The sequence below is a fragment of the Xylophilus sp. genome, from assembly GCA_009914555.1.
Lineage (GTDB): Bacteria > Pseudomonadota > Gammaproteobacteria > Burkholderiales > Burkholderiaceae_C > WNDY01.
This window is the reverse complement of record WNDY01000025.1, coordinates 1-21,943: the sequence shown is the minus strand read 5'-3', so window position 1 is coordinate 21,943 and position 21,943 is coordinate 1. Positions and strand designations below refer to the sequence as shown.

General features: G+C 71.0%; 20 protein-coding genes and 3 pseudogenes. 15 read left to right on the top strand and 8 right to left on the bottom strand.

Annotated features, from left to right (window positions below):
- Positions 1–7: 7 nt before the first annotated feature.
- Entirely contained in the window at positions 8–1,150 is a 1,143-nt protein-coding gene (locus GAK38_RS12515; protein ID WP_325344579.1) for a 3-deoxy-7-phosphoheptulonate synthase, read from the bottom strand.
- Between the two features lie 253 nt (positions 1,151–1,403).
- Positions 1,404–1,622 (bottom strand): annotated as a pseudogene (locus GAK38_RS12510) (LysR substrate-binding domain-containing protein); the annotation flags it as partial.
- Here GAK38_RS12510 and GAK38_RS12505 point away from each other — a divergent pair.
- Positions 1,569–2,393 carry an HpcH/HpaI aldolase/citrate lyase family protein gene (locus GAK38_RS12505; RefSeq protein ID WP_325344577.1) on the top strand — a complete coding sequence of 275 codons (825 nt, stop codon included), beginning with the start codon at positions 1,569–1,571 and terminating at the stop codon, positions 2,391–2,393. The pseudogene GAK38_RS12510 and the gene GAK38_RS12505 overlap by 54 nt on opposite strands.
- Before the next feature lie 19 nt (positions 2,394–2,412).
- On the opposite strand, the gene tldD is transcribed toward GAK38_RS12505, so the two are convergent.
- On the bottom strand, positions 2,413–3,873 hold the full coding sequence (gene tldD / locus GAK38_RS12500; protein WP_325344575.1) for a metalloprotease TldD: 1,461 nt from the start codon (positions 3,871–3,873) through the stop codon (positions 2,413–2,415).
- Between the two features lie 99 nt (positions 3,874–3,972).
- Between tldD and GAK38_RS23935 the strand changes: the two are divergent.
- Positions 3,973–5,108, top strand: a pseudogene (locus GAK38_RS23935) (amidase family protein).
- Here the strand turns inward: GAK38_RS23935 and rodA are convergent.
- From rodA to GAK38_RS12460, 5 genes are read right to left on the bottom strand one after another with little or no spacing between them, the layout of a single operon-like run.
- Positions 5,095–6,249 (bottom strand): rod shape-determining protein RodA, encoded by a 1,155-nt coding sequence (gene rodA / locus GAK38_RS12480; RefSeq protein WP_325344569.1) that lies wholly within the window; start codon positions 6,247–6,249, stop codon positions 5,095–5,097. The pseudogene GAK38_RS23935 and the gene rodA overlap by 14 nt on opposite strands.
- Before the next feature lie 57 nt (positions 6,250–6,306).
- Positions 6,307–7,125 carry a metal ABC transporter permease gene (locus GAK38_RS12475; protein ID WP_325344568.1) on the bottom strand — a complete coding sequence of 273 codons (819 nt, stop codon included), beginning with the start codon at positions 7,123–7,125 and terminating at the stop codon, positions 6,307–6,309.
- Positions 7,122–7,991, bottom strand: a complete 870-nt coding sequence (locus GAK38_RS12470; RefSeq protein ID WP_325344567.1) for a metal ABC transporter permease — start codon at positions 7,989–7,991, stop codon at positions 7,122–7,124. The genes GAK38_RS12475 and GAK38_RS12470 overlap by 4 nt, the downstream gene beginning before the upstream one ends.
- Positions 7,988–8,881 (bottom strand): manganese/iron ABC transporter ATP-binding protein, encoded by an 894-nt coding sequence (locus tag GAK38_RS12465; RefSeq protein WP_325344565.1) that lies wholly within the window; start codon positions 8,879–8,881, stop codon positions 7,988–7,990. The genes GAK38_RS12470 and GAK38_RS12465 overlap by 4 nt, the downstream gene beginning before the upstream one ends.
- Positions 8,878–9,786, bottom strand: coding sequence for a metal ABC transporter substrate-binding protein (locus GAK38_RS12460; protein WP_325344564.1), 909 nt, complete (start codon positions 9,784–9,786; stop codon positions 8,878–8,880). Before GAK38_RS12460 ends, GAK38_RS12465 begins: the two co-directional genes overlap by 4 nt.
- 187 nt (positions 9,787–9,973) lie before the next feature.
- Between GAK38_RS12460 and mntR the strand changes: the two genes are divergently transcribed.
- From mntR to GAK38_RS12395, 13 genes and pseudogenes are all read left to right on the top strand, one after another.
- Positions 9,974–10,441 (top strand): manganese-binding transcriptional regulator MntR, encoded by a 468-nt coding sequence (gene mntR / locus GAK38_RS12455; RefSeq protein WP_325344563.1) that lies wholly within the window; start codon positions 9,974–9,976, stop codon positions 10,439–10,441.
- A gap of 40 nt (positions 10,442–10,481) precedes the next feature.
- Positions 10,482–11,072: a YqiA/YcfP family alpha/beta fold hydrolase gene (locus tag GAK38_RS12450; protein ID WP_325344561.1), complete on the top strand. Its 591-nt coding sequence runs from the start codon at positions 10,482–10,484 to the stop codon at positions 11,070–11,072.
- 138 nt (positions 11,073–11,210) lie between these two features.
- The gene (locus GAK38_RS12445) at positions 11,211–13,283 is read left to right on the top strand and encodes a ribonuclease catalytic domain-containing protein (RefSeq protein WP_325344559.1); all 2,073 of its coding nucleotides are present in this window, start codon (positions 11,211–11,213) and stop codon (positions 13,281–13,283) included.
- A 15-nt stretch (positions 13,284–13,298) separates the two neighbouring features.
- Positions 13,299–14,162: an energy transducer TonB gene (locus GAK38_RS12440; protein ID WP_325344557.1), complete on the top strand. Its 864-nt coding sequence runs from the start codon at positions 13,299–13,301 to the stop codon at positions 14,160–14,162.
- Between the two features lie 72 nt (positions 14,163–14,234).
- The gene (gene aroE / locus GAK38_RS12435; RefSeq protein WP_325344555.1) at positions 14,235–15,086 is read left to right on the top strand and encodes a shikimate dehydrogenase; all 852 of its coding nucleotides are present in this window, start codon (positions 14,235–14,237) and stop codon (positions 15,084–15,086) included.
- Between the two features lie 5 nt (positions 15,087–15,091).
- On the top strand, positions 15,092–15,835 hold the full coding sequence (mtgA, locus tag GAK38_RS12430) for a monofunctional biosynthetic peptidoglycan transglycosylase (RefSeq protein ID WP_325344553.1): 744 nt from the start codon (positions 15,092–15,094) through the stop codon (positions 15,833–15,835).
- 214 nt (positions 15,836–16,049) lie between these two features.
- On the top strand, positions 16,050–16,232 hold the full coding sequence (locus GAK38_RS12425) for a Flp family type IVb pilin (protein WP_325344551.1): 183 nt from the start codon (positions 16,050–16,052) through the stop codon (positions 16,230–16,232).
- Positions 16,233–16,256: 24 nt separating this feature from the next.
- Entirely contained in the window at positions 16,257–16,802 is a 546-nt protein-coding gene (locus GAK38_RS12420; RefSeq protein ID WP_325344549.1) for an A24 family peptidase, read from the top strand.
- A 136-nt stretch (positions 16,803–16,938) separates the two neighbouring features.
- A complete protein-coding gene (locus GAK38_RS12415) occupies positions 16,939–17,406 on the top strand; it encodes a TadE/TadG family type IV pilus assembly protein (RefSeq protein WP_443089211.1) in 468 nt (155 codons plus the stop codon).
- Between the two features lie 18 nt (positions 17,407–17,424).
- The gene (gene cpaB / locus GAK38_RS12410) at positions 17,425–18,435 is read left to right on the top strand and encodes a Flp pilus assembly protein CpaB (protein WP_325344545.1); all 1,011 of its coding nucleotides are present in this window, start codon (positions 17,425–17,427) and stop codon (positions 18,433–18,435) included.
- 105 nt (positions 18,436–18,540) lie between these two features.
- On the top strand, positions 18,541–19,872 hold the full coding sequence (locus tag GAK38_RS12405; protein ID WP_325344543.1) for a type II and III secretion system protein family protein: 1,332 nt from the start codon (positions 18,541–18,543) through the stop codon (positions 19,870–19,872).
- A gap of 17 nt (positions 19,873–19,889) precedes the next feature.
- The gene (locus GAK38_RS12400) at positions 19,890–21,182 is read left to right on the top strand and encodes an AAA family ATPase (protein WP_325344541.1); all 1,293 of its coding nucleotides are present in this window, start codon (positions 19,890–19,892) and stop codon (positions 21,180–21,182) included.
- 1 nt (position 21,183) lies between these two features.
- Positions 21,184–21,819: pseudogene (locus GAK38_RS12395) on the top strand (ATPase, T2SS/T4P/T4SS family); the annotation flags it as partial.
- Positions 21,820–21,943 lie beyond the last annotated feature (124 nt).

Below are 21,943 nucleotides of genomic sequence, written 5' to 3'. Positions count from 1 at the left end.
ATATCCCCTAGGCTGCAGCGCGGACCGCGTCGCGGCGCGTCTGCACCGCTTCGGACAGCAGCGCGAGCACGTCCTGCGAATCGTCCCAGCCCAGGCAGGCGTCGGTGATGCTCTGGCCATAGGCCAGCGCGGCCACGTCGTCCTTGCCCGGCGAGAACTTCTGCGCGCCGGCCTTGAGGTGGCTCTCGACCATCAGGCCGAAGATGTTGCACGAGCCGCCCGCGACCTGGCCCGCGATGTCGCGCGCCACATCGATCTGGCGCTGGTGCTGCTTGCTGCTGTTGGCATGGCTGCAGTCGACCATCAGCGTAGCCGGCAGGTGGGCCGCGGTCAGTTGCTGGCAGGCGGTGGCGACGCTGTCGGCGTCGTAGTTGGGCGCCTTGCCGCCGCGCAGGATCACGTGGCAGTCCTTGTTGCCGCGGGTCTGCACGATCGCGACCTGGCCGTTCTTGTGCACCGAGAGGAAATGGTGGCCGCGCGCGGCAGCCTGGATCGCGTCGGTGGCGATGCGGATGTTGCCGTCGGTGCCGTTCTTGAAGCCGATCGGCGCCGAGATGCCCGAGGCCAGCTCGCGGTGCACCTGGCTTTCGGTGGTGCGCGCGCCGATCGCGCCCCAGGAGATCAGGTCGCCGATGTACTGCGGCGAGATCACGTCGAGGAACTCGCTGCCAGCCGGCAGGCCCAGGCGGTTGATCTCGATGAGCAGTTGGCGCGCGATGCGCAGTCCCTCGTCGATGCGGAAGCTCTCGTCGAGGTAGGGGTCGTTGATGAGGCCCTTCCAGCCCACGGTGGTGCGCGGCTTCTCGAAATAGACGCGCATCACGATCTCCAGCGTGTCGGCGTACTTCCTGCGCTCCTCCACGAGGCGCTCGGCGTATTCGACCGCGGCCTTCGGATCGTGGATCGAGCACGGACCCACCACCACCAGCAGCCGGTCGTCGCGCCCCGCGATGATCTCGTGGATGTTGCGCCGCGTCTGCGCGATCAGCGACTCGGTGGCCGTGCCACGGATGGGGAAGAAGCGGATCAGGTGTTCGGGAGGCGGCAGCACGGTGATTTCCTGGATGCGTTCGTTGTCGGTCTGGCCGGTTTTTTCGACGGACGGCGCATACCAGCTGTCGCTGGCGGGCTGGTGGACTTTGGCGGTCATGGAAGCTCCAGGAGTCGTGGATGATGTGGGTGTGAAGGCGGGCAAAGAAAAACCGCCGGGCTTTTGCAGCTGCGGCGGTTGTCTTCGGGAGGTTTCGGGTGCCTACGCGCTCGCCTCTCGTCCGCCTGGGACCAAGAACCAAAAGTAGAAGTAGGCGAAAGCGCGGGAAACCATGGCGGCCAATGTAGCACAGCCGCCGCCTCGACGCCAGCGCCATCTGGCCCCTCGGCGGCCGCGAATTCGCCCCGGCATGCTAGGGCCCGCCCCACGGGCCCGGCGCCTGGCGGAAGTGCTCCTGCAGGAACTCCACGCACACGCGCACCTTGGCCGACAGGTTCAGCCGCGTGGGGTACACGGCCCAGATGTTGGCCTCCTGCTGCCAGTCGGGCAGCAGCTGCACCAGCCGGCCCGCCTGCAGGTGGGGCCCCACGTCCCACAGCGAGCGCAGTGCGATGCCGCGCCCGTCGACCGCCCTCGCCGACCGCAGATCGGCCTGTGGCTCTCCATGGCCGACCCGTACCTCGCCGAGGCCGCCGCCACCGCCGGCTACGACTGGCTGCTGATCGACGGCGAGCATGCGCCGAACGACCTGCGCAGCACGCTGGCCGCGCTGCAGGCCGTGGCGCCGCACCCGTCGCAGCCCGCGGTGCGCGTGGTCGAAGGCAGTCCCGCGCTGATCAAGCAGATGCTCGACATCGGTGCGAAGACGCTGCTGGTGCCGATGGTCGATACGGCCGAGCAGGCCCGTGCCGTCGCCGCGGCCACGCACTACCCGCCGCGCGGCATCCGCGGCGTGGGCAGCGCAGTGGGCCGCGCCTCGCGATGGAGCGCGCGCGGCGACTACCTGGCCACGGCCGACGACGAGGTCTGCCTGCTGGTGCAGGCCGAGAGCGCGACCGCGCTCGCCAACCTGGAGGCCAGCTGCGCCGTCGACGGCGTGCACGGCGTCTTCATCGGCCCGGCGGACCTCGCGGCCTCGCTCGGCCACCGCGGCAACCCCGGCCACCCGGAGGTGCAGGCGGCCATCGAAGGCGCGATGAAGACCATCGTCGCGAGCGGCAAGGCCGCAGGCACGCTGACCTCGGACCCGGCGCTCGCGCAGCGCTACCTCGACCTCGGCTGCACCTTCGTGGCCGTGGGCGTGGACGTGCTGATCTTCGTGAACGCCGCGCGCCGTCTGCGCACGCAGTTCGGCGGCGCGCCGACGGCTTCGGCGCCTGCGCGGCCCGGCGCGGGCTATTGAGAAGAGGAAGGCGGCCGCCTCAGGCCGTGCCGCCGACCGTCAGCCCGTCGATACGCAGCGTCGGCTGGCCCACGCCGACCGGCACGCTCTGGCCTTCCTTGCCGCAGGTGCCGACGCCGCTGTCGAGCGCGAGGTCGTTGCCGATCAGGCTCACCTTCTTGAGCGACTCGGGGCCGCTGCCGACGATGGTCGCGCCCTTGACCGGGTACTGGATCTTGCCGTTCTCGACCCAGTAGGCCTCGCTCGCCGAGAAGACGAACTTGCCCGAGGTGATGTCGACCTGCCCGCCGCCGAAGTTGACCGCGTAGAGCCCTTTCTTGATGCTCGCGACGATCTCCTGCGGGTCCTTGCCGCCGCCGAGCATGTAGGTGTTGGTCATGCGCGGCATCGGCACGTGGGCATAGCTTTCGCGGCGGCCGTTGCCGGTCGGCGCCACGCCCATGAGGCGCGCGTTGAGCGAATCCTGGATGTAGCCCTTCAAGATGCCATCTTCGATCAGCACGTTGCGCTGGCTCGCATGGCCTTCGTCGTCGATGTTGAGCGAGCCGCGGCGGTCGGCAATCGTGCCGTCGTCGAGCACCGTGACGCCCTTGGCCGCCACGCGCTGGCCGATGCGGCCGCTGAAGGCGCTCGAACCCTTGCGGTTGAAGTCGCCTTCGAGCCCGTGGCCCACGGCCTCGTGCAGCAGTACGCCGGGCCAGCCGGGGCCGAGCACCACGGTCATCTCGCCGGCCGGGGCCGGACGCGAATCGAGGTTGACCAGCGCCGATTTGACCGCCTCGTCCACATACTTGGCGATGAGTTCATCGTCGAAGTGCGCCAGACCGAAGCGCCCGCCGCCGCCCGAGGAGCCGACCTCGCGCCGGCCGCCCTGCTCGGCGATCACCGTGACCGACAGGCGCACCAGCGGGCGCACGTCGGCGGCCAGCGTGCCGTCGGCGCGCGCAACCAGCACCACGTCGTATTCGGCCGCAAGCCCGGCCATGACCTGCGAGACGCGCGGATCCTTGCCGCGCGCCAGCGTCTCGACGCGGCCGAGCAGCGCGATCTTGGCCGCGCTGTCGAGCGTGGCGATCGGGTCGAGCCCCTCGTAGAGCGAGCGGGCCTTAGCAACCTTGCGCGGCACGACCTTCACGCGGCCGACGCCCGAGGCCGCGCTGATCGCGCGCACGGTGTGCGCGGCATCGAGCAGCGAAGCCCACGAGATGTCGTCGGAATAGGCGAACGCCGTCTTCTCGCCGGCCACGGCGCGCACGCCCACGCCCTGATCGATGCTGAAGGAGCCGGTCTTGACGATACCCTCTTCCAGGCTCCAGCCTTCGTGGCGCGTGTACTGGAAGTACAGGTCGGCGTCGTCGACGCGGTGCGCGCGGATCTCGGCCAGGGCGCGCGCGAGATGGGTTTCGTCCAGGCCGAAGGGCTCCAGCAGCAGCTGGCGGGCGGTGGCGAGGCGTTCGATGGTGGGTTCGCGGGAGATCATCCAGCCATTCTAGAAGCCGGCGCATCGACGTGCGCGGCGCGTGGTATATCGCCTGGTCGCTCTTTCTTTCATCGAGGCCGCCGTGCCCCCGGTTCCCTGCTGACCGCGCCGCTGCGCGCCCAGGCCGATGCCTTTGCGCGCGGAACCACAACCAGCGAAGCACTCGTCGGGGAAGCCCTGGCGCGCATCGGCGACCACGTGGCCGCCGGCGGGCGCACCTACGTGGCGCCGGTCGATGCCGCGGCCGCGCTGGCCGCGGCGCGCGCGAGCGACACGGCGCGCTGCCGGGCAGGCGCCTTCGCTGCTGGCCGGCCTGCCGGTCTCCGTCAAGGACCTGTTCAATGTGCAGGGCCAGGTCACCACGGCCGGCTCGGCCGTGCTGGTCGGCAACGTGCCGGCAGCCGCCGACGCCCCGGTTGTCGCGCGCCTGCGCGCGGCCGGCGCGGTGCTGCTTGGGCGCACCAACCTCAGCGAATTCGCCTTCTCCGGACTCGGGCTCAATCCGCACCGCGGCACGCGCATCGCCGCGGGTCGAGCGTCGGCGCGGCCACCTCGGTGGCGATCGGCCTGGCCTCGGCCGCACTGGGACCGACACCGGCGGCTCGGCGCGCATCCCGTCGACCTTCTGCGGACTGACCGGCTTCAAGCCGACGGCGCGGCGCGATCCTCGACGCCGTGCTGAGCGGCGAGCCGCTCGACACCCGGGCCGTGCCGCCCGCCGGCCTGCGGCTGGACGTGACCGACGACTTCGTCGCCGAAGGGCTGGAGCCGGCCGTGGCCGCCGCCTTCGAGCAATCGCTGCAGCGCCTGGCCGAGGGCGGCGCACGCATCGAGCGCTTCGCCTTTCCCGAACTGAACGAACTGCCGGGCATCAACGCCGCCGGCGGCCTGGTCACGGCCGAGGCTTGGCAGGTTCAGCGTGCGCGCTTGGCTGCCCTGCACCAGCCCGCGCGCGGCTGCAGGGCTTCGACGCCTGGCTGCTGCCGACCGTACCGCTGCTGGCGTCCCCGCTCGCGGAACTGGAAGCGGACGACGACCGGTTCTCCGCCACCAACGCGCTCGCGCTGCGCAACCCGTCGGTGCTGAACTTCTTCGACGGCTGCGCGCTGACGCTGCCCTGCGGGGAGCCGGGCGCGCTGCCCGTGGGCCTGTCGGTCGCCGGGCTGCACGGCGCCGACGCCCGGGTGCTGCGCATCGGCCGCGCGGTCGAAGCCGTGTTGGCTACGGCAGACTGAGCCTGCGGGCCCGCGCGATCGACATCAGGATGCCCAACGCGAGCCCCAGCGTGGCCATCGCCGTGCCGCCGTAGCTCACGAACGGCAGCGGCACGCCCACCACCGGCAGGATGCCGCTGACCATGCCCATGTTCACGAAGGCGTAGGTGAAGAAGATCATCGCCACCGCGCCGGCCAGCAGCCGCGAGAACAGCGTGGGAGCCTCCAGTGCGATGAGCAGGCCGCGGAACACCAGGAACAGGCAGCCCGCGATCAGCAGCAGGTTGCCAGCCAGGCCGAACTCCTCGGAATAGGCGGCGAAGATGAAATCGGTCGTGCGCTCGGGAATGAACTCCAGGTGGGTCTGCGTACCCTCCATGAAGCCCTTGCCGAAGGGTCCGCCCGAGCCGATCGCGATCATGCCCTGGATGATGTGGAAGCCCTTGCCCAGCGGGTCGCGCGTCGGATCGAGCAGCGTGCAGATGCGCTGCTGCTGGTAGTCGTGCAGCACCGGCCAGCGCACGCCGTCGGCGCACAGGCTGGGCTCGAACCAGACGACCAGGCCGACGGCGACGGCGCCGATGAGCACCGGCGGCAGCACCAGCTTCCAGCTCAGGCCGGCGAAGAAGATCACCGACAGGCCCGCGGCCAGCACCAGCAGCGCGGTGCCCAGGTCGGGCTGCTTCATGATCAACCCCACCGGCACGACCAGCAGCGCCAGCGCCGCGGCGAAATCCACCGGCCGCAGCGCGCCTTCGCGCTTCTGGAACCACCAGGCCAGCATCAGCGGCATGGCGATCTTGAGCAGTTCGCTGGGCTGGACGACGACGCCCACGTTGAGCCAGCGCTGCGCGCCCTTCTTGGTGATGCCGAACAGCGCCACCGCCACCAGCAGCGCCACGCCCGCCAGGTAGAGCGGCACGGCCAGTGCCATGAGCCGCTGCGGCGGCACCTGGGCGACGACGAACATGATGCCCGCGGCAAGCACCATGTTGCGGGCATGGTCGTAGAAGCGCGTGCCATGGTCGTATCCCGAGGAATACATGGTCACCAGCCCGATTCCGGCGAGCAGCAGCACGGCGAGGAGCAGCCACGGGTCGAAGCCCTGGAAGAACGGAAGGATGCGCTGGGGCAGGGACGGCTTGTCGAACACGGCGGACATGGGGCGCGATTATCGGACCTCCGCGCCGGCCCTCCACAGCACCTCGGAAACGGTGCATCAGCGTGCGCGTTGCCGGCGGCATCCGAGCGCGAGCAGGAATGCGATGAAGAGCACCAGCACCACGGTAGGCGCGGGCGCACTGTCGAGGAAGAAGCTCAGGTATACGCCGCCCAGCGCCGCCGCCAGGCCGATGGCCGCCGCCGCTGCGAGCATCGCGGACAAGCGCCTCGTCAGCAGGAAGGCGATCGCTCCAGGCGCGATGAGCAGCGAAATGGACAGCACGATGCCCACGGCCTTCAGCGCGCCCACGACGGCCAGCGATATGGCCGCCAGCAGGCCATAGTGCAGCAGTCCCGTGTGCAGGCCGACGGTCCGCGCCTGGATGGGGCTGAAGGCATGGAGCAGGAGGTCCTTCCACTTGAGCAGGATCCAGCCGCCCACGGCCAGGGCGATCGCCGCGCTCTCGCCGATGTCGCGCCAGCCCACACCCATGATGTTGCCGAAGAGGATGTGCTCCAGGTGCACGTCGCTTTCGATGGCGGTGTAGAGCAGCAGCCCGGCGGCGAACATGCCCGAGAAGACGATGCCCATCACCGTGTCCTGCTTGACGCGGCTGTTGTCCTTGAGATAGCCGGTCGCCAGGGCGCAGGCGATGCCCGCGGCGAAGGCGCCCACGGCATAGGGAAGGCCGACGACATAGGCCACCACCACGCCGGGGAATACGGCATGCGAGATGGCGTCGCCCATCAGCGCCCAGCCCTTGAGGACGAGAAAGCACGACAGCAGGGCCGTCGGCACCGCGACCAGGGCCGCGATGAGCAGCGCCTGCTGCATGAAGTCGAGCTGCAGCGGCGCCCACAGCGATGCCGGGTTCATGCCGGCTCCTCTTCCTGCGCCGCCGCGCGGCGGGCCAGCCGGCGGCCCGCCCACAGTCCGTGCTTCGGCGCGGCGAGGAAGACTGCGAGGAAGACCAGCGTCTGCAGCACGACGATGACGCCGCCGGTCGCCCCGTTGAGGAAGCAGCTGGCATAGGCGCCGGCGAAGCCGGTGGCCGCCCCGATGAACACGGCGATCGCGATCACGCGCGCGAAGCGGTCGCTCAGCAGGTAGGCTGTGGCGCCCGGCGTCACGATCATCGCGACCACGAGGAGGGCGCCGACGGTCTGCAGCGCCGCGACGGTGCATGCCGACAGCAGCGCGAAGAAGACGCCCTTGAGCAGCACCGGCCGCAGGCCGATGGACCGGGCATGGCTCTCGTCGAAGAACACCACCAGCAGATCGCGCCACTTGAGCGCGAGCACGGCCAGGCAGACCGCGCCGATCAGGACGAGCTGGCGGGTGTCGCCCGGCGAGACGGCCAGGATGTTGCCCATGACGATGGTCTGCACGTTTACTGCGGCCGGCGCGAGCGAGACCATGAAAAGGCCCAGGCCGAAGAACGACGAGAAGATCAGCCCGATGATCACGTCCTGCTTGAGCCGCGTGCGCTGCTGCAGGAACACCATCGCACCGGCGGCCAGCCCGCCGGCCAGGAAGGCGCCCGCGGAGAACGACAGCCCGAGCAGGTAGGCTCCGGCGACGCCCGGCACGATCGCGTGCGAGAGCGCGTCGCCGATCAGCGACCAGCCCTTGAGCATCAGGTAGCACGAGAGGAAGGCGCACACGGCGCCGACCAGTGTGGAGACGCCGATGGCGTTGAGCATGTAGCCGTATTCGAACGGCTGGAGCCAGGCCGGCGTCACGGGCGCTCCCCGGGCGACGCCGCGCGCACCATCGAGCGGCCGTCGCGCAGCACGAGCGGGCGCTCGTCGTCGGTGAGGATGCCCACGCTGCCGGCGCCGGCCGCGCCGCCGTCGGGCACGTCGAAGTGTCGCAGCATGCCGCCGAAGGCCCGCTCCAGGTTGGCCCGCGTGAAGACCTGCGGCGTCGGCCCTGCAGCCAGCACCGTGCGGTCGAGCAGGATCGTGCGATCGCAGAACTCGGGCACGCTGCCCAGGTTGTGGGTGGACACCAGCATCACGCGGCCCTCGTCGCGCAGAGACTGCAGCAGCTGGATGATCGCATCCTCGGTCTGGACGTCCACGCCCGTGAACGGCTCGTCGAGCAGGATGACCTGCGCGTCCTGCGCCAGCGCGCGGGCGAGGAACACGCGCTTCTGCTGCCCGCCGGAGAGTTCGCCGATCTGCCGGCGGCGCAGGTCCGCGAGTCCGACGCGGGCAAGCGCCAGGTCGACGGCCTGCCGGTCCTGCCGGCGCGCGATGCGCAGGAAGCCCATGTGGCCGTAGCGGCCCATCATCACGACGTCCTCGACCAGCACGGGGAAACTCCAGTCGACGTCCTCGCTCTGCGGCACGTAGGAGATCCGGCGGGCGCCGATGGCCTCGTCGATCGAACCGCCGAGCAGCGAGATGCTGCCGCGCACCGGCCGAAGCAGGCCCATGATGGCCTTGAACAGGGTGGACTTGCCGCTGCCGTTGACACCCACCAGCGCAGTGAGGGTGCCGCGGGGGATCTCGAAGCTCGCGTCGCGCAGGGCGGTGTGGCCGTTGCGGTAGACCACCGTCACCCCCTGCACGCGCAGGCCCGGGCCGCTGCCCGCCGGCGCGTCTTCGGGCGGCCAGGCGGGGCTCATGACTCCAGGCCGCGGGCGATCGTCTCGGACGTCCCCCGCAGCAGATCGAGGTAGGTCGGCACCGGGCCCGACGGCCCGCTGAGCGAGTCGACGTAGAGTACGCCGCCATAGCGCGCGCCCGTCTCGCGTGCCACCTGCCGGGCCGGCGCCGCCGAGACGGTGCTTTCGCTGAACACCGCGCGGATGCCGTGGGCCTTCACCGCATCGATGACCTTGCGCACCTGCTGCGGCGTGCCCTGCTGGTCCGCGTTGATCGGCCAGAGGTACAGCTCCCTGAGGCCGAAGTCGCGCGCGAGATAGCTGAACGCTCCCTCGGAGGTGACCAGCCAGCGCCGCTCGGGCGGCAGCGCCGCGAGCCGCCGACGGATCGGCTCGGCCGTCGCGGCGATGCGCTGCTTGTAGCTTTCGGCACGGGTCCGGTAGTCGGCGGCGCGGGCCGGGTCGTGGCGTGCCAGCGCATCGCGGATGTTGTCCACGTAGACCGCGGCGGCGCTCGGCGACATCCAGGCATGCGGATTGGGCTTTCCGCGGTAGGGGCCCTCGCCGATGCCGATCGGCTCGACGCCTTTGGAGACCACCGCACTGGGCACGCCCTTGAGGCGCTGGAAGAACTTCTCGAACCACCGCTCCAGGTTGAAGCCGTTCCACAGGATCAGCTGCGCTCCCTGCGCCCGGACCAGGTCGCCGGGCGTGGGCTGGTAGTCGTGGATTTCGGCGCCGGGCCGGGTGATCGACTCGACGGCGGCCGCATCGCCGGCCACGTTGCGGGCCATGTCGGCAATGATGGTGAAGGTGGTGACGACCTTGAAGGGACTGCCTTGCGACCACGCCGCGCGGGGCGCGGCAACGGCGGCGGCCAGCGTCGAGAGGACCAGCGTACGCCGTCCGGGAGAAGCAATAGCCATGGCTGGATGTCTCCATTGAAGAGATCTGCGTGGCTGAACCGCACGGCGTCCCCGCATCCACGGGGATGGCCGGCCGGTCGGCTGCGTGCCGCCGGATTATAGCCGGGGCTATGAAATTCCGCCTTGGTATATATTGCGCGCCGCATGCACGCATGCCGCCGCGCCCGCCGGCCTGTGATGGACGACCATGACCACTCCAATGCACAAGACGATGTACAGCTTTGCGCAGGCGACCGATCTTCCCGAGGCCGCCGTGCAGGTCGAGAGCTTCCGGCAGGTCCGCCGGGCGCACCGGCAGGAGCGCGTGGACGATTACGTCGAGCTGATCGCCGACCTGCTGCGCGAAACGGGCGAGGCCCGGCAGGTGGATATCGCGGCACGTATCGGCGTGAAGCAGCCCACCGTGGCCAAGATGCTCCAGCGCCTGGCCGACGGCGGCTACGTGGTGCGGCAGCGCTACCGCGGCACGCTGCTGACCGAAGCGGGCCAGCGGCTGGCCGAGGCCAGCCGGGCCCGCCACCAGCTGGTCGAGAAGACCCTGCTGGCACTGGGCGTGGACGAGGACTCGGCCCGGCGCGACGCCGAGGGCATCGAGCACCATGTGAGCGACGCGACGCTGGAGGCATTCAGGCGGTTCCTGCAGCGCGGCGGCTGAGCCGGCACACGCATCGCCTTCTTGCGCCAGCACCACCGCCATGCCCGCCACCACCCACCTGCTCTACCTCCACGGCTTCCGTTCCTCGCCGCGCTCGGCCAAGGCCCGCATGGTGGCCGAGCGGGTGGCGCGCGACCATCCGGCCGTGACCTTCTGGTGCCCGCAGCTGCCGCCTTCGCCGCGGCAGGCGATGGCGATGGTGGCTGGCGGCATCGCCGGCTGGCCGCGGGCGGCGATGGCGGTGATCGGCTCCTCGCTCGGCGGCTTCTATGCGGGCTGGGTGGCGCAGCGGATGCGGTGCCCCAGCGTGCTGCTGAACCCGGCCGTGGACCCGGCGCGCGACCTGGCCCGCTACATCGGCGAACACCCGGTGTGGCAATCGCCCGAGGAGCGCGTCTTCTTCCGCGCGGAGTACATCGACGAACTGCGTGCGCTCGACGTGCGCGGCGAGCCGCCGGCAGCGCCGGCCTTTGCCGTGATCGCGAAGGGCGACGAGGTGCTCGACTGGCGCGAGATGGCCGCGCGCTGCGCGCATGCCCGCCTGCGGCTGCTCGACGGCAGCAACCATGCGCTGGACGATTTCGCCAGCCAGATCGACGAGGTGTTCGACTTCCTGCAACTGGCGCGCTAAATACTCCCCCCTTTACCAGCCCCAAGCGCTCCTCCCCCAACCGCTTCGGACCCATACCCCAGGACAAATCGCGACATCCCTGCGTCAGGCGCAGCCGCCGGCCAGGCGGCGCCCGGCGCGCGTGGGACAATCCGCCCCATGCACGCACTGTACGAAGAAGCCGGCAAGTTCCACGCCGGCCGCATCCTTTCCGAGGCGGAAAGCTCGGCCCAGATCGAGCTGGACTCGGGCAAGCGGGTCAAGGTCAAGGCCGCCAACATCCTGCTGAAGTTCGACAAGCCCACGCCGGCCGAGCTGCTGGCCCAGGCCGCCGTGCAGGCCCAGGAGATCGAGCTGGACCTGGCCTGGGAATTCGCGCCCGAGGACGAATTCGCCTTCGCCGACCTGGCCAGCGACTACTTCGGCGACCATGCCACGCTGGTGCAGCAGGCCGCCGCGCTGCTGCGCCTGTTCGAGGCGCCGCATTATTTCCGCCGCGCCGGCAAGGGCCGCTTCAGGAAGGCGCCGGCCGAGATCCTCCAGCAGGCGCTGGCCGGCATCGAGAAGAAGAAGCAGCTCCAGGCGCAGATCGATGCCTGGGCCGGCGAGCTGGTTGCCGGACAGTGCCCGCGGCCGGTGCGCGACCAGCTCTACAGGATCCTCTTCAAGCCCGACAGGAACGCGCCTGAATACAAGGCCGTGGTCGAGGCCGCGCGCGCCACGCAGACCGCGCCGTTGGCGCTGCTGCAGGCCGCCGGCGCGATCGACTCGGCCTACCAGTTCCATTGGCAGCGCTTCCTGTTCGAGAACTTCCCGAAGGGCACCGGCTTTCCGGCCGTCACCGCGCCGCAGCCGCCGGAGGACCTGCCGGTGGCCGACGTGCAGGCGTATTCGATCGACGATTCGGCCACGACCGAGATCGACGACGCGCTGTCGGTGCGCGGCCTCGGCAGCGGGCAGGTCACCGTGGGCATCCACATCGCGGCGCCGGGGCTGGCGATCCAGCCCGGCAGCGCGCTCGACCAGCTGGGCCGCACGCGCCTGTCGACCGTTTACATGCCCGGCCACAAGATCACCATGCTGCCCGACGAGGTGGTGCAGATCTACACGCTCGGCGCCGGCTCCGCGCGGCCGGCCGTGTCGCTCTACGTGACCTTCGACGAGGCCACGCTGGAGATCGCCGCGAGCCAGACGCGCCTGGAGCGCGTGCCCGTGGTCCACAACCTGCGCCACGACAGGCTCGACCACATCGTGACCGAGCCCTGGCTGGCCGACGCGCCGCTCCAGCCCGAGGGCGCGCCGCCCGAGCTGCTCGCGCTGCGGTCCGAACTCGCCTTCCTGCACCGCCTCGCGAAGCATCTCAAGGCCCGGCGCGAAGTCGTGCGCGGCAAGCCCGAGAACTTCAGCCGCCCGGACTACAGCTTCCGCCTCGACGGCGTGGCCGGCGACGAGGGCCCGCGCGGCGACGAGCGCGTGGAGATCACCACGCGCCGCCGCGGCGCGCCGCTGGACCTGATCGTGGCCGAGGCCGCCATTCTGGCCAACAGCACCTGGGGCAGCTGGCTCGGCGAGCTGGGCGTGCCCGGCCTCTACCGCAGCCAGGCCAGCCTCGCACCCGGCGTGAAGGTGCGCATGGGCACCAAGGCGCTGCCGCACGCGGGCATCGGCGTGGCCAGCTACGCCTGGAGCACCTCGCCGCTGCGCCGCTACGTCGACCTGGTCAACCAGTGGCAGATCATCGCCGCCGTGCGCCACGGCCGCACCGCCGCGCTGGCCGCGCCGTTCCGTCCCAAGGACGCCGAGCTGTTCTCCATCCTCTCGGCCTTCGATGCGGCCTACGGCGCCTACAACACCCACCAGGCCAACATGGAGCGCTTCTGGACGCTGCAGTACCTGCGCCAGAACGGCATCACCGAGCTGACCGCCAGCGTGGTCCGGGACAACCTGCCCGGCGGCGGCGTGCTGGTGCGCGCAGAGAACCTGCCGCTGGTGCTGCCGGCCCTGGGCGCGCAGGCGCTGGCCCGCGGCGCGCGGGTGCGCGTGCGCCTGGGCGAGATCGACGAGATCGCGCTCGACGTGAACGGCACCGTCATCGAGGTGCTGGCCGACGACAGCGACGCCGACAGCGCGGCCGGGGAAGCCGCCGAGGACGACGAGCCGATCGCCGGCCCGATCGCCATCGCGGTCGACGTGAACGAGGCCGATGCACCGACGGCCGGCGGCGGCGCGTAGCGATAATCCGCGCCCGTGACCCTGCTCGCCCGCCTCCGCCCGCTCTCCACCCTGCAGATCGCCCTGGGGGCCTCCGTGGCGGTGCATGCGGCGCTGCTGGCGGTGCGCTTCGCCGACCCGGCGGCGTTCGAGCGGGTGTTCCAGGACACGCCGCTCGAAGTCATCCTGGTCAACGCCCGCGCCAACGGGCAGCGCCCGGACAAGGCCCAGGCCATCGCGCAGAGCGCGCTGGCCGGCGGCGGCGACGGGCCCCAGGGCCGCGCCACCAGCCCGCTGCCCTCCGCGGCGCTGACCAGCGTCGGCGACAGCCTGGAGGAAGCCCAGCGCCGCATGGACACGCTGCAGGAGCAGCAGACCCAGCTGCTCGCCCAGCTGCGCCGCCAGCTCGCCACGCTGCCGCCGCCCGACCCGCACGCGCCCAGCCAGAGCACCGACAACCAGTCGCAGGAAGAACGCCGGCGCCAGCTCGTCAAGCTGCTGGCCGAGATCGAGCGCCGCATCAACGAGGAAAACGCCCGCCCGCGCAAGCACTACATCAGCCCGGCCACGCGCGAGGAGGTCTACGCCATCTACTACGACGGCCTGCGCCGCAAGGTGGAAGACCGCGGCACGCAGAACTTCCCCGAACAGGGCGGCCGCAAGCTCTATGGCGAATTGATCATGACGCTCACCGTCAACCACGACGGCCGGGTGATCGACACCGAGATCGTGCAAGGCTCGGGCAACAAGCTGCTCGACCGCCGGGCCGAGGCCATCGCGCGCGGCGCCGGGCCGTTCGGCGCCTGCACCGCGGCGATGCGGCGGCAGGCCGACCAGATCGTCGTGGTCTCGCGCTTCCGGTTCACACGCGACGCGACGCTTGAGACGACGGTGCGCTGAGCAGCAGATACCCCCGCACGTAACAGCCCAACGCGCGCGACAGTCGCCCGCTTCAGAGACATACCCCCATACATGCCCTTCGATCAATACCGCGTCATCGGCAACCCGGTCGAACACAGCCGCTCGCCCTGGATCCACGGCCGCTTCGCCGCGCTGACCGGCGAGGCCGTCGCCTACGACCGGCTGCTCGCACCGCTCGACGGCTTCGTCGCCGCGGTGCGCGCGTTCGCCGCTGCCGGCGGCCGCGGCTGCAACGTGACCGTGCCCTTCAAGTTCGACGCCTTCGCGCTCGCCCAGGCGCCGACCGACCGCGCCCGCCTGGCCGGCGCGGCCAACACGCTGCGCTTCGAGGCCGATGGCCGCATCGCCGCCGACAACACGGATGGCGCCGGCCTCGTGGCCGACATCGAGCACAACGCCGGCGTCGCGCTGGCCCGGCAGCGGGTGCTGCTGGTGGGCGCGGGCGGCGCGGCCGCCGGCGTGCTGGGCCCGCTGATCGCCGCCGGCCCGGCGCAGATCACGGTCGTCAACCGCACGGCCGGCAAGGCCTGTGCGCTGATCGCAAGCCATGCCGCCATCGCACAGGCCCACGGCGTCGTGCTGGCCGCAGCCGGCCTGGCCGATGCCGGCGCCGCCTACGACGTGGTCGTCAACGGCACGGCCAGCAGCCTGGCCGGCGGCGGCGTGCCGGTCGCGGCCGGCGTGCTGCGCCCCGGTGCGCTGGTCGTGGACATGATGTACGGCGAGCCGGCCGGCGGCTTCCTCGCCTGGGCCCGGCAGCACGGCGCCGTGCCGCGCGACGGCCTGGGCATGCTGGTCGAGCAGGCGGCCGAATCCTTCGCCTTCTGGCGCGGCGTGCGGCCGCCGGCCGCGGCCGTGCTGGCGGAGTTGCGTGCCCTCGTCCCCCAGGCCGTCGGCGCCTGACGACCATGAAGCCGCTGCTGCGCTGGATCACCCTGGCCCTGCTGGCCGGGCTGGCGCTGCAGCTCTATTTCGCCGCGCGCATCGCGCTCATGGCGGTGGCCGACCCGCAATCCACCGCGTTCCAGCGCTCCGAGGCGCTGCGCCTCGCGCGCAGCGGCGACATCGGCCGCTGGCGCCAGGAATGGGTGCCGTACACGCAGCTGCCCAACACCTTGAAGCGCGCCGTGATCGCCTCGGAAGACAGCGGCTTCGCCAACCACGACGGCGTGGACTGGACCGCGGTCGAGAAGGCTTGGCAGACCAACGCCGCAGCCCAGGAGCAGGCCGAAGAACGTGCCTACCGGGGCAGCCGCCGGGCCCGCGCGGGCAACCGGCCGCCGCGCATCCGCGGCGGCTCCACCATCACCCAGCAGCTGGCCAAGAACCTGTTCCTCTCGGGCGAGCGCACGATGCTGCGCAAGGGGCAGGAGCTCGTCGTCACGGTGCTGCTGGAAACCTTGCTGTCCAAGCGCCGCATCCTGGAGCTGTACCTCAACAGCGTCGAATGGGGCGAGGGCATCTTCGGCGCCGAAGCGGCGGCGCAGCGCTACTTCCGCAAGCCGGCCGCGCGCCTCACCGCCTACGAGGCGGCCCGCCTGGCCGTGATGCTGCCGCGGCCGAAGTACTTCGAGCGGCTGCCGCAGTCGGCCTATGTGGCCGGGCGGGCGCGGACCATCCAGGCGCGGATAGCTGCGGCGGAAGCGCCCTGACAGCACCGCCCCGTGTCCGGGCGCACGGGGGCGAAACACCGGTTGCGACGCCACAGTGGCTTTCGCAAATTGTTTCCAACTCCCTACCGCTGCGCGAACTTTGATTGACTCGACGTAACAATCCGCTCCTAAATATTGTCGTAAGCATAGGAAACATTTTTATTTCTGAAGTATCATTCACTGAACCTTCATCATTCCCGGCAAGGAGAGCACCATGCGTAAAGAAATCTTTCTTCAATTCGTGCGCGACGAAGAAGGCGCCACGGCGATCGAGTACGCCCTGATCGTTGGCCTGATCGCTGTGGGACTGATCGTCTCCCTCGAAAGTGTCCGCAGCGCTCTGGCCACTTTTTACGGAACGATCGTGACCAAGCTGACAGCTCTGGGCGCCTCCTGAGGGGCCTGCCTAGCAGTGTCCCGTGTGTCGGACCACACCGCTTGGGTCCTTCCCTGGGCGCTGTTCCTTGCCGCCGTCGCGCTGGGGGATGGCCTCCAGCGCCGTATCCCCAACCGGCTGCTGCTCGGCACGGTAATCGTGCTGGCTGTGCTGTACGCCACAGGCGCGGGACGGCTGCCCTGGGGCACGGGCATCGTCCCGGGTCTGCTGGGGGCAGCCATGGCGCTGGCCGCTCTACTGGTGTTCTACGCCACCGGCCTCATGGGAGCCGGCGACGTCAAGTTCGCCGCCGTGCTGGGCCTGGCGCTGGGCTGGCGCCCGCTGCTGACCATCTGGGCCGCAGCCAGCGTGCTGGCCGGGCTGCATGCGCTGCTCATCGTGGCCACGCGCAATACCGCCTGGTGGGCCTGGCTCGCACCGCTGCTGGCCGGGCGCCGCCCTGCTCCCGCTGCGCCGCAACAGGGGCAGGGCGCGCGGCAGCCACGCCTGCGGCCGGTGCCGTACGGCAGCTATCTGGCCGTCGCCGCCCTGGCGCTGGGACCGCCTCTGGCGGCGCTGCCGGCGGGATAGGCAGACAGACGGCGCGCCATCGGCAAGCACGCAAGGACAAGCAAACACAACGACATCAGCCGCACCGGCCACACACACCGAGGGAACCCCAGCCATCATGCGTACCGCCGATCCACGCCACCGCCAACAGCGCGCCATGCGGGACCGGCACCGCGCCTGCCCGCCCCGCCGCCAGCAGGCGGGTGCGGCGGCCGTCGAGTTCGCGCTCCTCTTTCCGGCCTTCTTCCTGCTGTTCTACGGAATCATCACCTACGGACTGATATTCACAGCCCAGCAGACCCTGACGCTGGCCGCCGCCGAGGGCGCGCGGGCGGCCGTGCGCTACCAGAAGGATGAACCGAGCCGGCGGGATCTGTCGTGCACCACGGCGCTGGCGCTCGTGCAGGTATTCAACCAGGTCGGCGCCTCGATCACCTGCAGCCCCCAGCCGGCGCCCGCTGCCAAGTGCCCCACCGTCACGGGCGTGGGCTGTATCGAGGTGACGCTGACCTATGACTACGCGGAACACCCGCTCGTACCCCATCTGCTCGGCAGCCTCCTGAAACTGCCCACTCCCCCGAAGCTGTACGGCAACGCCGTCGCGCAATACAGCACCACCCTTTGAAGAACCGAAGCACCTGCCATGCCACGTTTCGCCCAGATCTTCGCCGTCGTCCTGGTTCTGCTCGCCGTGGCGCTGGGCGGCTATGCGTGGTTTCTCGCCCAGCGCCCGCCAGCCCGCGCGCCGGCGCCGGCCGCCGGCGCGCGGGCGGCCGCGCCTCAGGCCGCCTTCGACGTGGTGGTCACCACCGCGGCCGTGCCGGCCGGCCAGCCGCTCAAGGCCGGCGACCTGAAGGTGACCACGCTTCCCATCGACCCGCCGGGCGCTTTCCGCACGGTGGAGGCGCTGGCCGGACAGGTGCCGGTGTTCGACCTCGGCGCTGGCACGCCCGTGCTGCGCCAGCAATTGGCCACGGGCTTGGCCAACCGCGTGGCCGAAGGCGAACGCGCGGTCGCGGTCAAGGTGGACGAAGCCTCGGCCGCCGGCCACCGGGTGCGCCCGGGAGACTACGTGGACGTGTTCTTCCTGCTGCGCCGCGACAACGGCGAGATCGACCGCAGCCAGGCCCGGCTGCTGCTGGCGCGCAAGAAGGTGCTGGCCTACGGCGGTTCGTCGCTCGACGGACTGACCGACGCCGCCCCGCCCGGCACGACCCCGGCCGCGCAACAGCAGGGCGGGCGCAGCGAGGCCGCACGCACGGCGGTGCTGGCCGTGCCGGTGGCCGAGATCAACCGCCTGGCCCTGGGCGAGGCCCACGGCCATCTGGTACTGGCGCTGCGCAACCCCAGCGACACGACCGAGCCTGACCCGGGCCTGTCGGCCTGGCTGCCGCCGGCGACCGCGTTTGGCAGGCCCGCGGCGGCCGTGAGGACCGCCGCCAGCCGCAGCGCCCCGCCGCTGGCACCGATCGACGACGCCCGCTCCGGCCTGGCCCTGGCCGACCTGGCCGCCGGCGGCACCGCGCCGCGCGGCGGCAGCCGCCCCGCCGCCCCGCCGCTGCCGCGCGCGCCCGCCCGCACGTCGGCGCCCGTGCCCCAGGCCGCGGCCGTGGAGTTCATCCACGGCGCCAAGCGCGACACGCTGCGCTACTGAAGAAGAAACACCGGGCGCAAAGGAAGCAGAACTCATGAGAAATGTCCCATGAAGGCCCGCCCTTCCCGCTCTCGCCCCGCACCATCCGCTGCCGCCAAGGAATCCATGCCGATCCACCGCCGTTCCACCGCCTCGCCCTTCGCCGCGCGACCGGCCGCTGCGGCGGGCCTGCTCTGCGCCGTAGCGGCGCTGGCTGCCGCCCCGGCCGCTGCCGCCATCCCGCTGTCGCTGACCGTCGGCACCCCGCACGAGCTGACGGTGGAGGCGGGGCTCGAACGGATCGCCATCGGTGACGAATCGGTGGCCAGTGTGACGTTGACACGCGCCCGCGCGGGGCAGCCGGCAGCACGGGTACTGATCACGCCGCTGGCCGGCGGCAGCACGACGCTGCTGCTGTGGCCGCGCGGCGGCGGCCCGGCGCAGGTCTACGCGCTGACGGTGGCGCGCCGCGTGCAGCGGCTCGATGCCGAGGTGCCCGGCCTGCCGGCGCACCAGGAAGCCCTGGCCGAGGCCGGGGCCGCCCGTGCCAAGGACGACCTGCTGTTCGACCGCTCGCGCATCGCGCTGCGCAGCAGCACCGTGCAGGTGGACGTGCGGGTGGTGGAATTCAGCAAGTCGGTGCTGCACAAGGCCGGCCTCAACCTGTTCAGCACCGCGACCAACCGCCACGGCTTCAGCTTTGGCGTGCTTTCCCCGGGCGGCGCCAGCAATACGGTGTTCGGATCGGGCGGCGCGCTCGACACCGCCAACGCCACACCGCTGTCGCAGGCGTTCTCGCTGCTGCTCAATTTCGGCCGCGCCGACATCGGGCTGAACCTGCAGCTGCTCGAATCGAACAACCTGGCCCGCGTGCTGGCCGCGCCGACACTGGTGACGCTGTCGGGGCAGAGCGCCAACTTCCTGGCCGGCGGCGAGATACCGATCCCCACCTCGTCCACCCTGGGCGCCACCAGCGTGCAGTGGAAGAAATTCGGCATCGGGCTGACCGTCTCGCCCACGGTGCTGGCCGACGACCGCATCGTGCTCAAGGTGGCACCCGAGGCCAGCGAGCTGGACTACACCAACGCCGTGACCACCAACAGCATCCTGATCCCGGCGATCAAGACGCGGCAGGCCGACACCACGGTGGAGCTGGGCGACGGCGAGAGTTTCGTGATTGGCGGGCTGGTGAGCCGCAACACGGCATCGGGCGTGGACAAGGTGCCGCTGCTGGGTGACCTGCCAGTGCTCGGCCCCTTCTTCAAGCGCCTGCAGTACCAGCAGGATGAGCGCGAACTGGTGTTCGTGGTCACGCCGCGGCTGGTGCAGCCGCTGGCGCGCGGCACGCCGATCGACGCGCAGCTGCCCGGCGCGCGCTCGGAGCAGCGCGACGGCCCGGTGTGGCGCAGCTACCTGCTCGGGGCGCAGGAGGATGCGGTGCCCGGCTTTTCCCGCTGATGCTCCGCCTACCTCCCATGAACGCCCGCCATGACCACCGCCCCGCCGACTTCGGCGAGGGCACCTACCTGTTCGCCACGGAGAACGGCTCGCGCATTACCTGGCTGTCCGACGCGATCGGCCACTATGGCGCCGTCGTCCCGGCCCTGCCCAGCGCCGCCGTGCTCGAAGAGCGCATCACCCTGCTGCAGCCGCAGGCGGTCTTCCTCGACTTCTCGGCCGACGCGGCCGAGCGCTCCGCCGCGCTCGTGCAGGCGCTGCGCCGCGACTGGCCGCAGCTGCCCGTCCTGGCCGCCGGCGTGGTGAGCGATGCGGCCAGCACGCTGGCCGCGCTGCGCGCCGGCGTCAACGACTTCGTGGACCTCGCCGGCTCGCCCGACGCCGTGGTGCCCACGCTCGCGGCCCTGATGGAGCGCCGCACCGGGCAGAAGGCCGTGGAGCGCGGCCGTGCCCTGGTGGTGCTGGGCGCGCGCGCCGGCCTGGGGGTGACGACCTTCGCCACCCATCTCGCGGCGATGCTGGCCGAGCAGTTCGCGCCGGCGGCGCAGCCGCGGGACCGCGCACAGCCGGCATCCCAGCCGGCCCCGCGGCAGGCGGTGGCCCTGCTCGACCTCGGGCTGCCGGCGCGCGACGGCCTGCTCTACCTCAACCTGCAAAGCGAGTTCAGCTTCGTCGATGGCGTGGTCAACCTGCGCCGGCTGGACCCAACGCTGCTGCAGACCGCGCTCGCCCACCACGGCAGCGGCGCCGCGGTGCTGCCGCTGCCCGCCAGCCTCGCGCAGGTGCGCGAGATCTCGCACGCCGAGTCGGTCTCGCTGATCCGCCGGCTCGTGGACTTCTTCGACTACCAGGTGGTCGATCTCGGCGGCTTCGGCACGGTGGATTTCATCGCGCAGACGGTGAAGGAGGCCGACCGGGTCTGGGTGGTCTGCGACCAGGGCATCGGCTCCATCGTCTCCACCGCGGCGCAGCTCAAGGAGCTGCGCGAGCGCGGCGTGGACACCTCCGCCTTCGCGCTGCTGGTCAACCGGTACGACGCGCAGGTCAGCCTGGCGCCGCGCGACATCGCCTCGCGGCTGGGCCTGGCGTTGGGCCCGGTGTTGCCGGCGCGGCACACGGCGCTGCTGGCCGCCGCCAACCGGGGCGCGCTGCTGTCGCAGACGGCGCGCAGCGACCCCTATGTGCAGGCGCTGCAGGCGATCGTGCGCACGCTGGCGCCGCAGCGCCGCCCGGCCGGAGCCACGACGGCGGCGACGGCGGCCGACCGCTGGTCGTCGCTGATGCACCAGATCACCGGCAAGTGGAAATGACATGAGCAACGGCATCGAGTTCGCCGACGACAACGAGGCCTTTGCCCAGTCGCAGCAGTTCCAGAACATCAAGTCGTGGGCGCACGAGCACCTGCTGGGCCGGGTGGAGGAGCTGGGCGCCGAGTTCGGCCGCTGGTCGCGCGCGGCGATCCGGCAGTTCGTCGAACTGGAGCTCGACAGCTTCGTCCGCCTCCAGCGCGTGCCGATCAACGAGCGCGAGACGCAGCTCGTGGCCGACGCGCTCACCAAGGAGCTGGCGGGCCTGGGTCCGCTGGAAGACCTGCTGCACGACCCGGCCGTCGAGGACATCCTCATCAACGGCAGCGACCAAGTCTACGTGTCGCGGCGCGGCATCCTGCAGAAGGAGACGCTGCGCTTCACCGACGAGGACCATCTGCTGCGCATCGTGCGCCGCATTCTCGCGCCGATCGGCCGGCGGCTCGACGAATCCAATCCGATGGTCGATGCGCGGCTGCCCGACGGCGGGCGCATCAACGTGGTCATCGAGCCGCTGGTCATCAAGGGACCGGCGGTGTCGATCCGCAAGTTCCGCAGCGACCCGCTCAAGCCGGCCGAACTGGTGCAGCTGGGCACCTTCGACCATGCGATGGCGCAGCTGCTGGAGATGGCGGTCGAGCCTGTCCGAAATTTTGTGTGTGAGGCATAGCATGTCAATGAGGAGCATGTATGCCGACGAGCAAGACGAAAACGAAGAACGCAGCGATAGCCGCCCGAACGGCGGCGTTGCCCACGATCCCCAA

What these genes read in the sequence shown, in the direction of transcription:
- GAK38_RS12400 (WP_325344541.1), top strand. Translation starts at nt 19,890, where the DNA reads ATGAACGCCCGCCATGACCACCGCCCCGCCGACTTCGGCGAGGGCACC.
- GAK38_RS12445 (WP_325344559.1), top strand. Translation starts at nt 11,211, where the DNA reads ATGCACGCACTGTACGAAGAAGCCGGCAAGTTCCACGCCGGCCGCATC.
- cpaB (WP_325344545.1), top strand. Translation starts at nt 17,425, where the DNA reads ATGCCACGTTTCGCCCAGATCTTCGCCGTCGTCCTGGTTCTGCTCGCC.
- GAK38_RS12450 (WP_325344561.1), top strand. Translation starts at nt 10,482, where the DNA reads ATGCCCGCCACCACCCACCTGCTCTACCTCCACGGCTTCCGTTCCTCG.
- GAK38_RS12465 (WP_325344565.1), bottom strand. Translation starts at nt 8,881, where the DNA reads ATGAGCCCCGCCTGGCCGCCCGAAGACGCGCCGGCGGGCAGCGGCCCG.
- mntR (WP_325344563.1), top strand. Translation starts at nt 9,974, where the DNA reads ATGACCACTCCAATGCACAAGACGATGTACAGCTTTGCGCAGGCGACC.
- GAK38_RS12460 (WP_325344564.1), bottom strand. Translation starts at nt 9,786, where the DNA reads ATGGCTATTGCTTCTCCCGGACGGCGTACGCTGGTCCTCTCGACGCTG.
- rodA (WP_325344569.1), bottom strand. Translation starts at nt 6,249, where the DNA reads ATGTCCGCCGTGTTCGACAAGCCGTCCCTGCCCCAGCGCATCCTTCCG.
- mtgA (WP_325344553.1), top strand. Translation starts at nt 15,092, where the DNA reads ATGAAGCCGCTGCTGCGCTGGATCACCCTGGCCCTGCTGGCCGGGCTG.
- GAK38_RS12405 (WP_325344543.1), top strand. Translation starts at nt 18,541, where the DNA reads ATGCCGATCCACCGCCGTTCCACCGCCTCGCCCTTCGCCGCGCGACCG.
- GAK38_RS12425 (WP_325344551.1), top strand. Translation starts at nt 16,050, where the DNA reads ATGCGTAAAGAAATCTTTCTTCAATTCGTGCGCGACGAAGAAGGCGCC.
- aroE (WP_325344555.1), top strand. Translation starts at nt 14,235, where the DNA reads ATGCCCTTCGATCAATACCGCGTCATCGGCAACCCGGTCGAACACAGC.
- tldD (WP_325344575.1), bottom strand. Translation starts at nt 3,873, where the DNA reads ATGATCTCCCGCGAACCCACCATCGAACGCCTCGCCACCGCCCGCCAG.
- GAK38_RS12475 (WP_325344568.1), bottom strand. Translation starts at nt 7,125, where the DNA reads ATGAACCCGGCATCGCTGTGGGCGCCGCTGCAGCTCGACTTCATGCAG.
- GAK38_RS12415 (WP_443089211.1), top strand. Translation starts at nt 16,939, where the DNA reads ATGCGGGACCGGCACCGCGCCTGCCCGCCCCGCCGCCAGCAGGCGGGT.
- GAK38_RS12515 (WP_325344579.1), bottom strand. Translation starts at nt 1,150, where the DNA reads ATGACCGCCAAAGTCCACCAGCCCGCCAGCGACAGCTGGTATGCGCCG.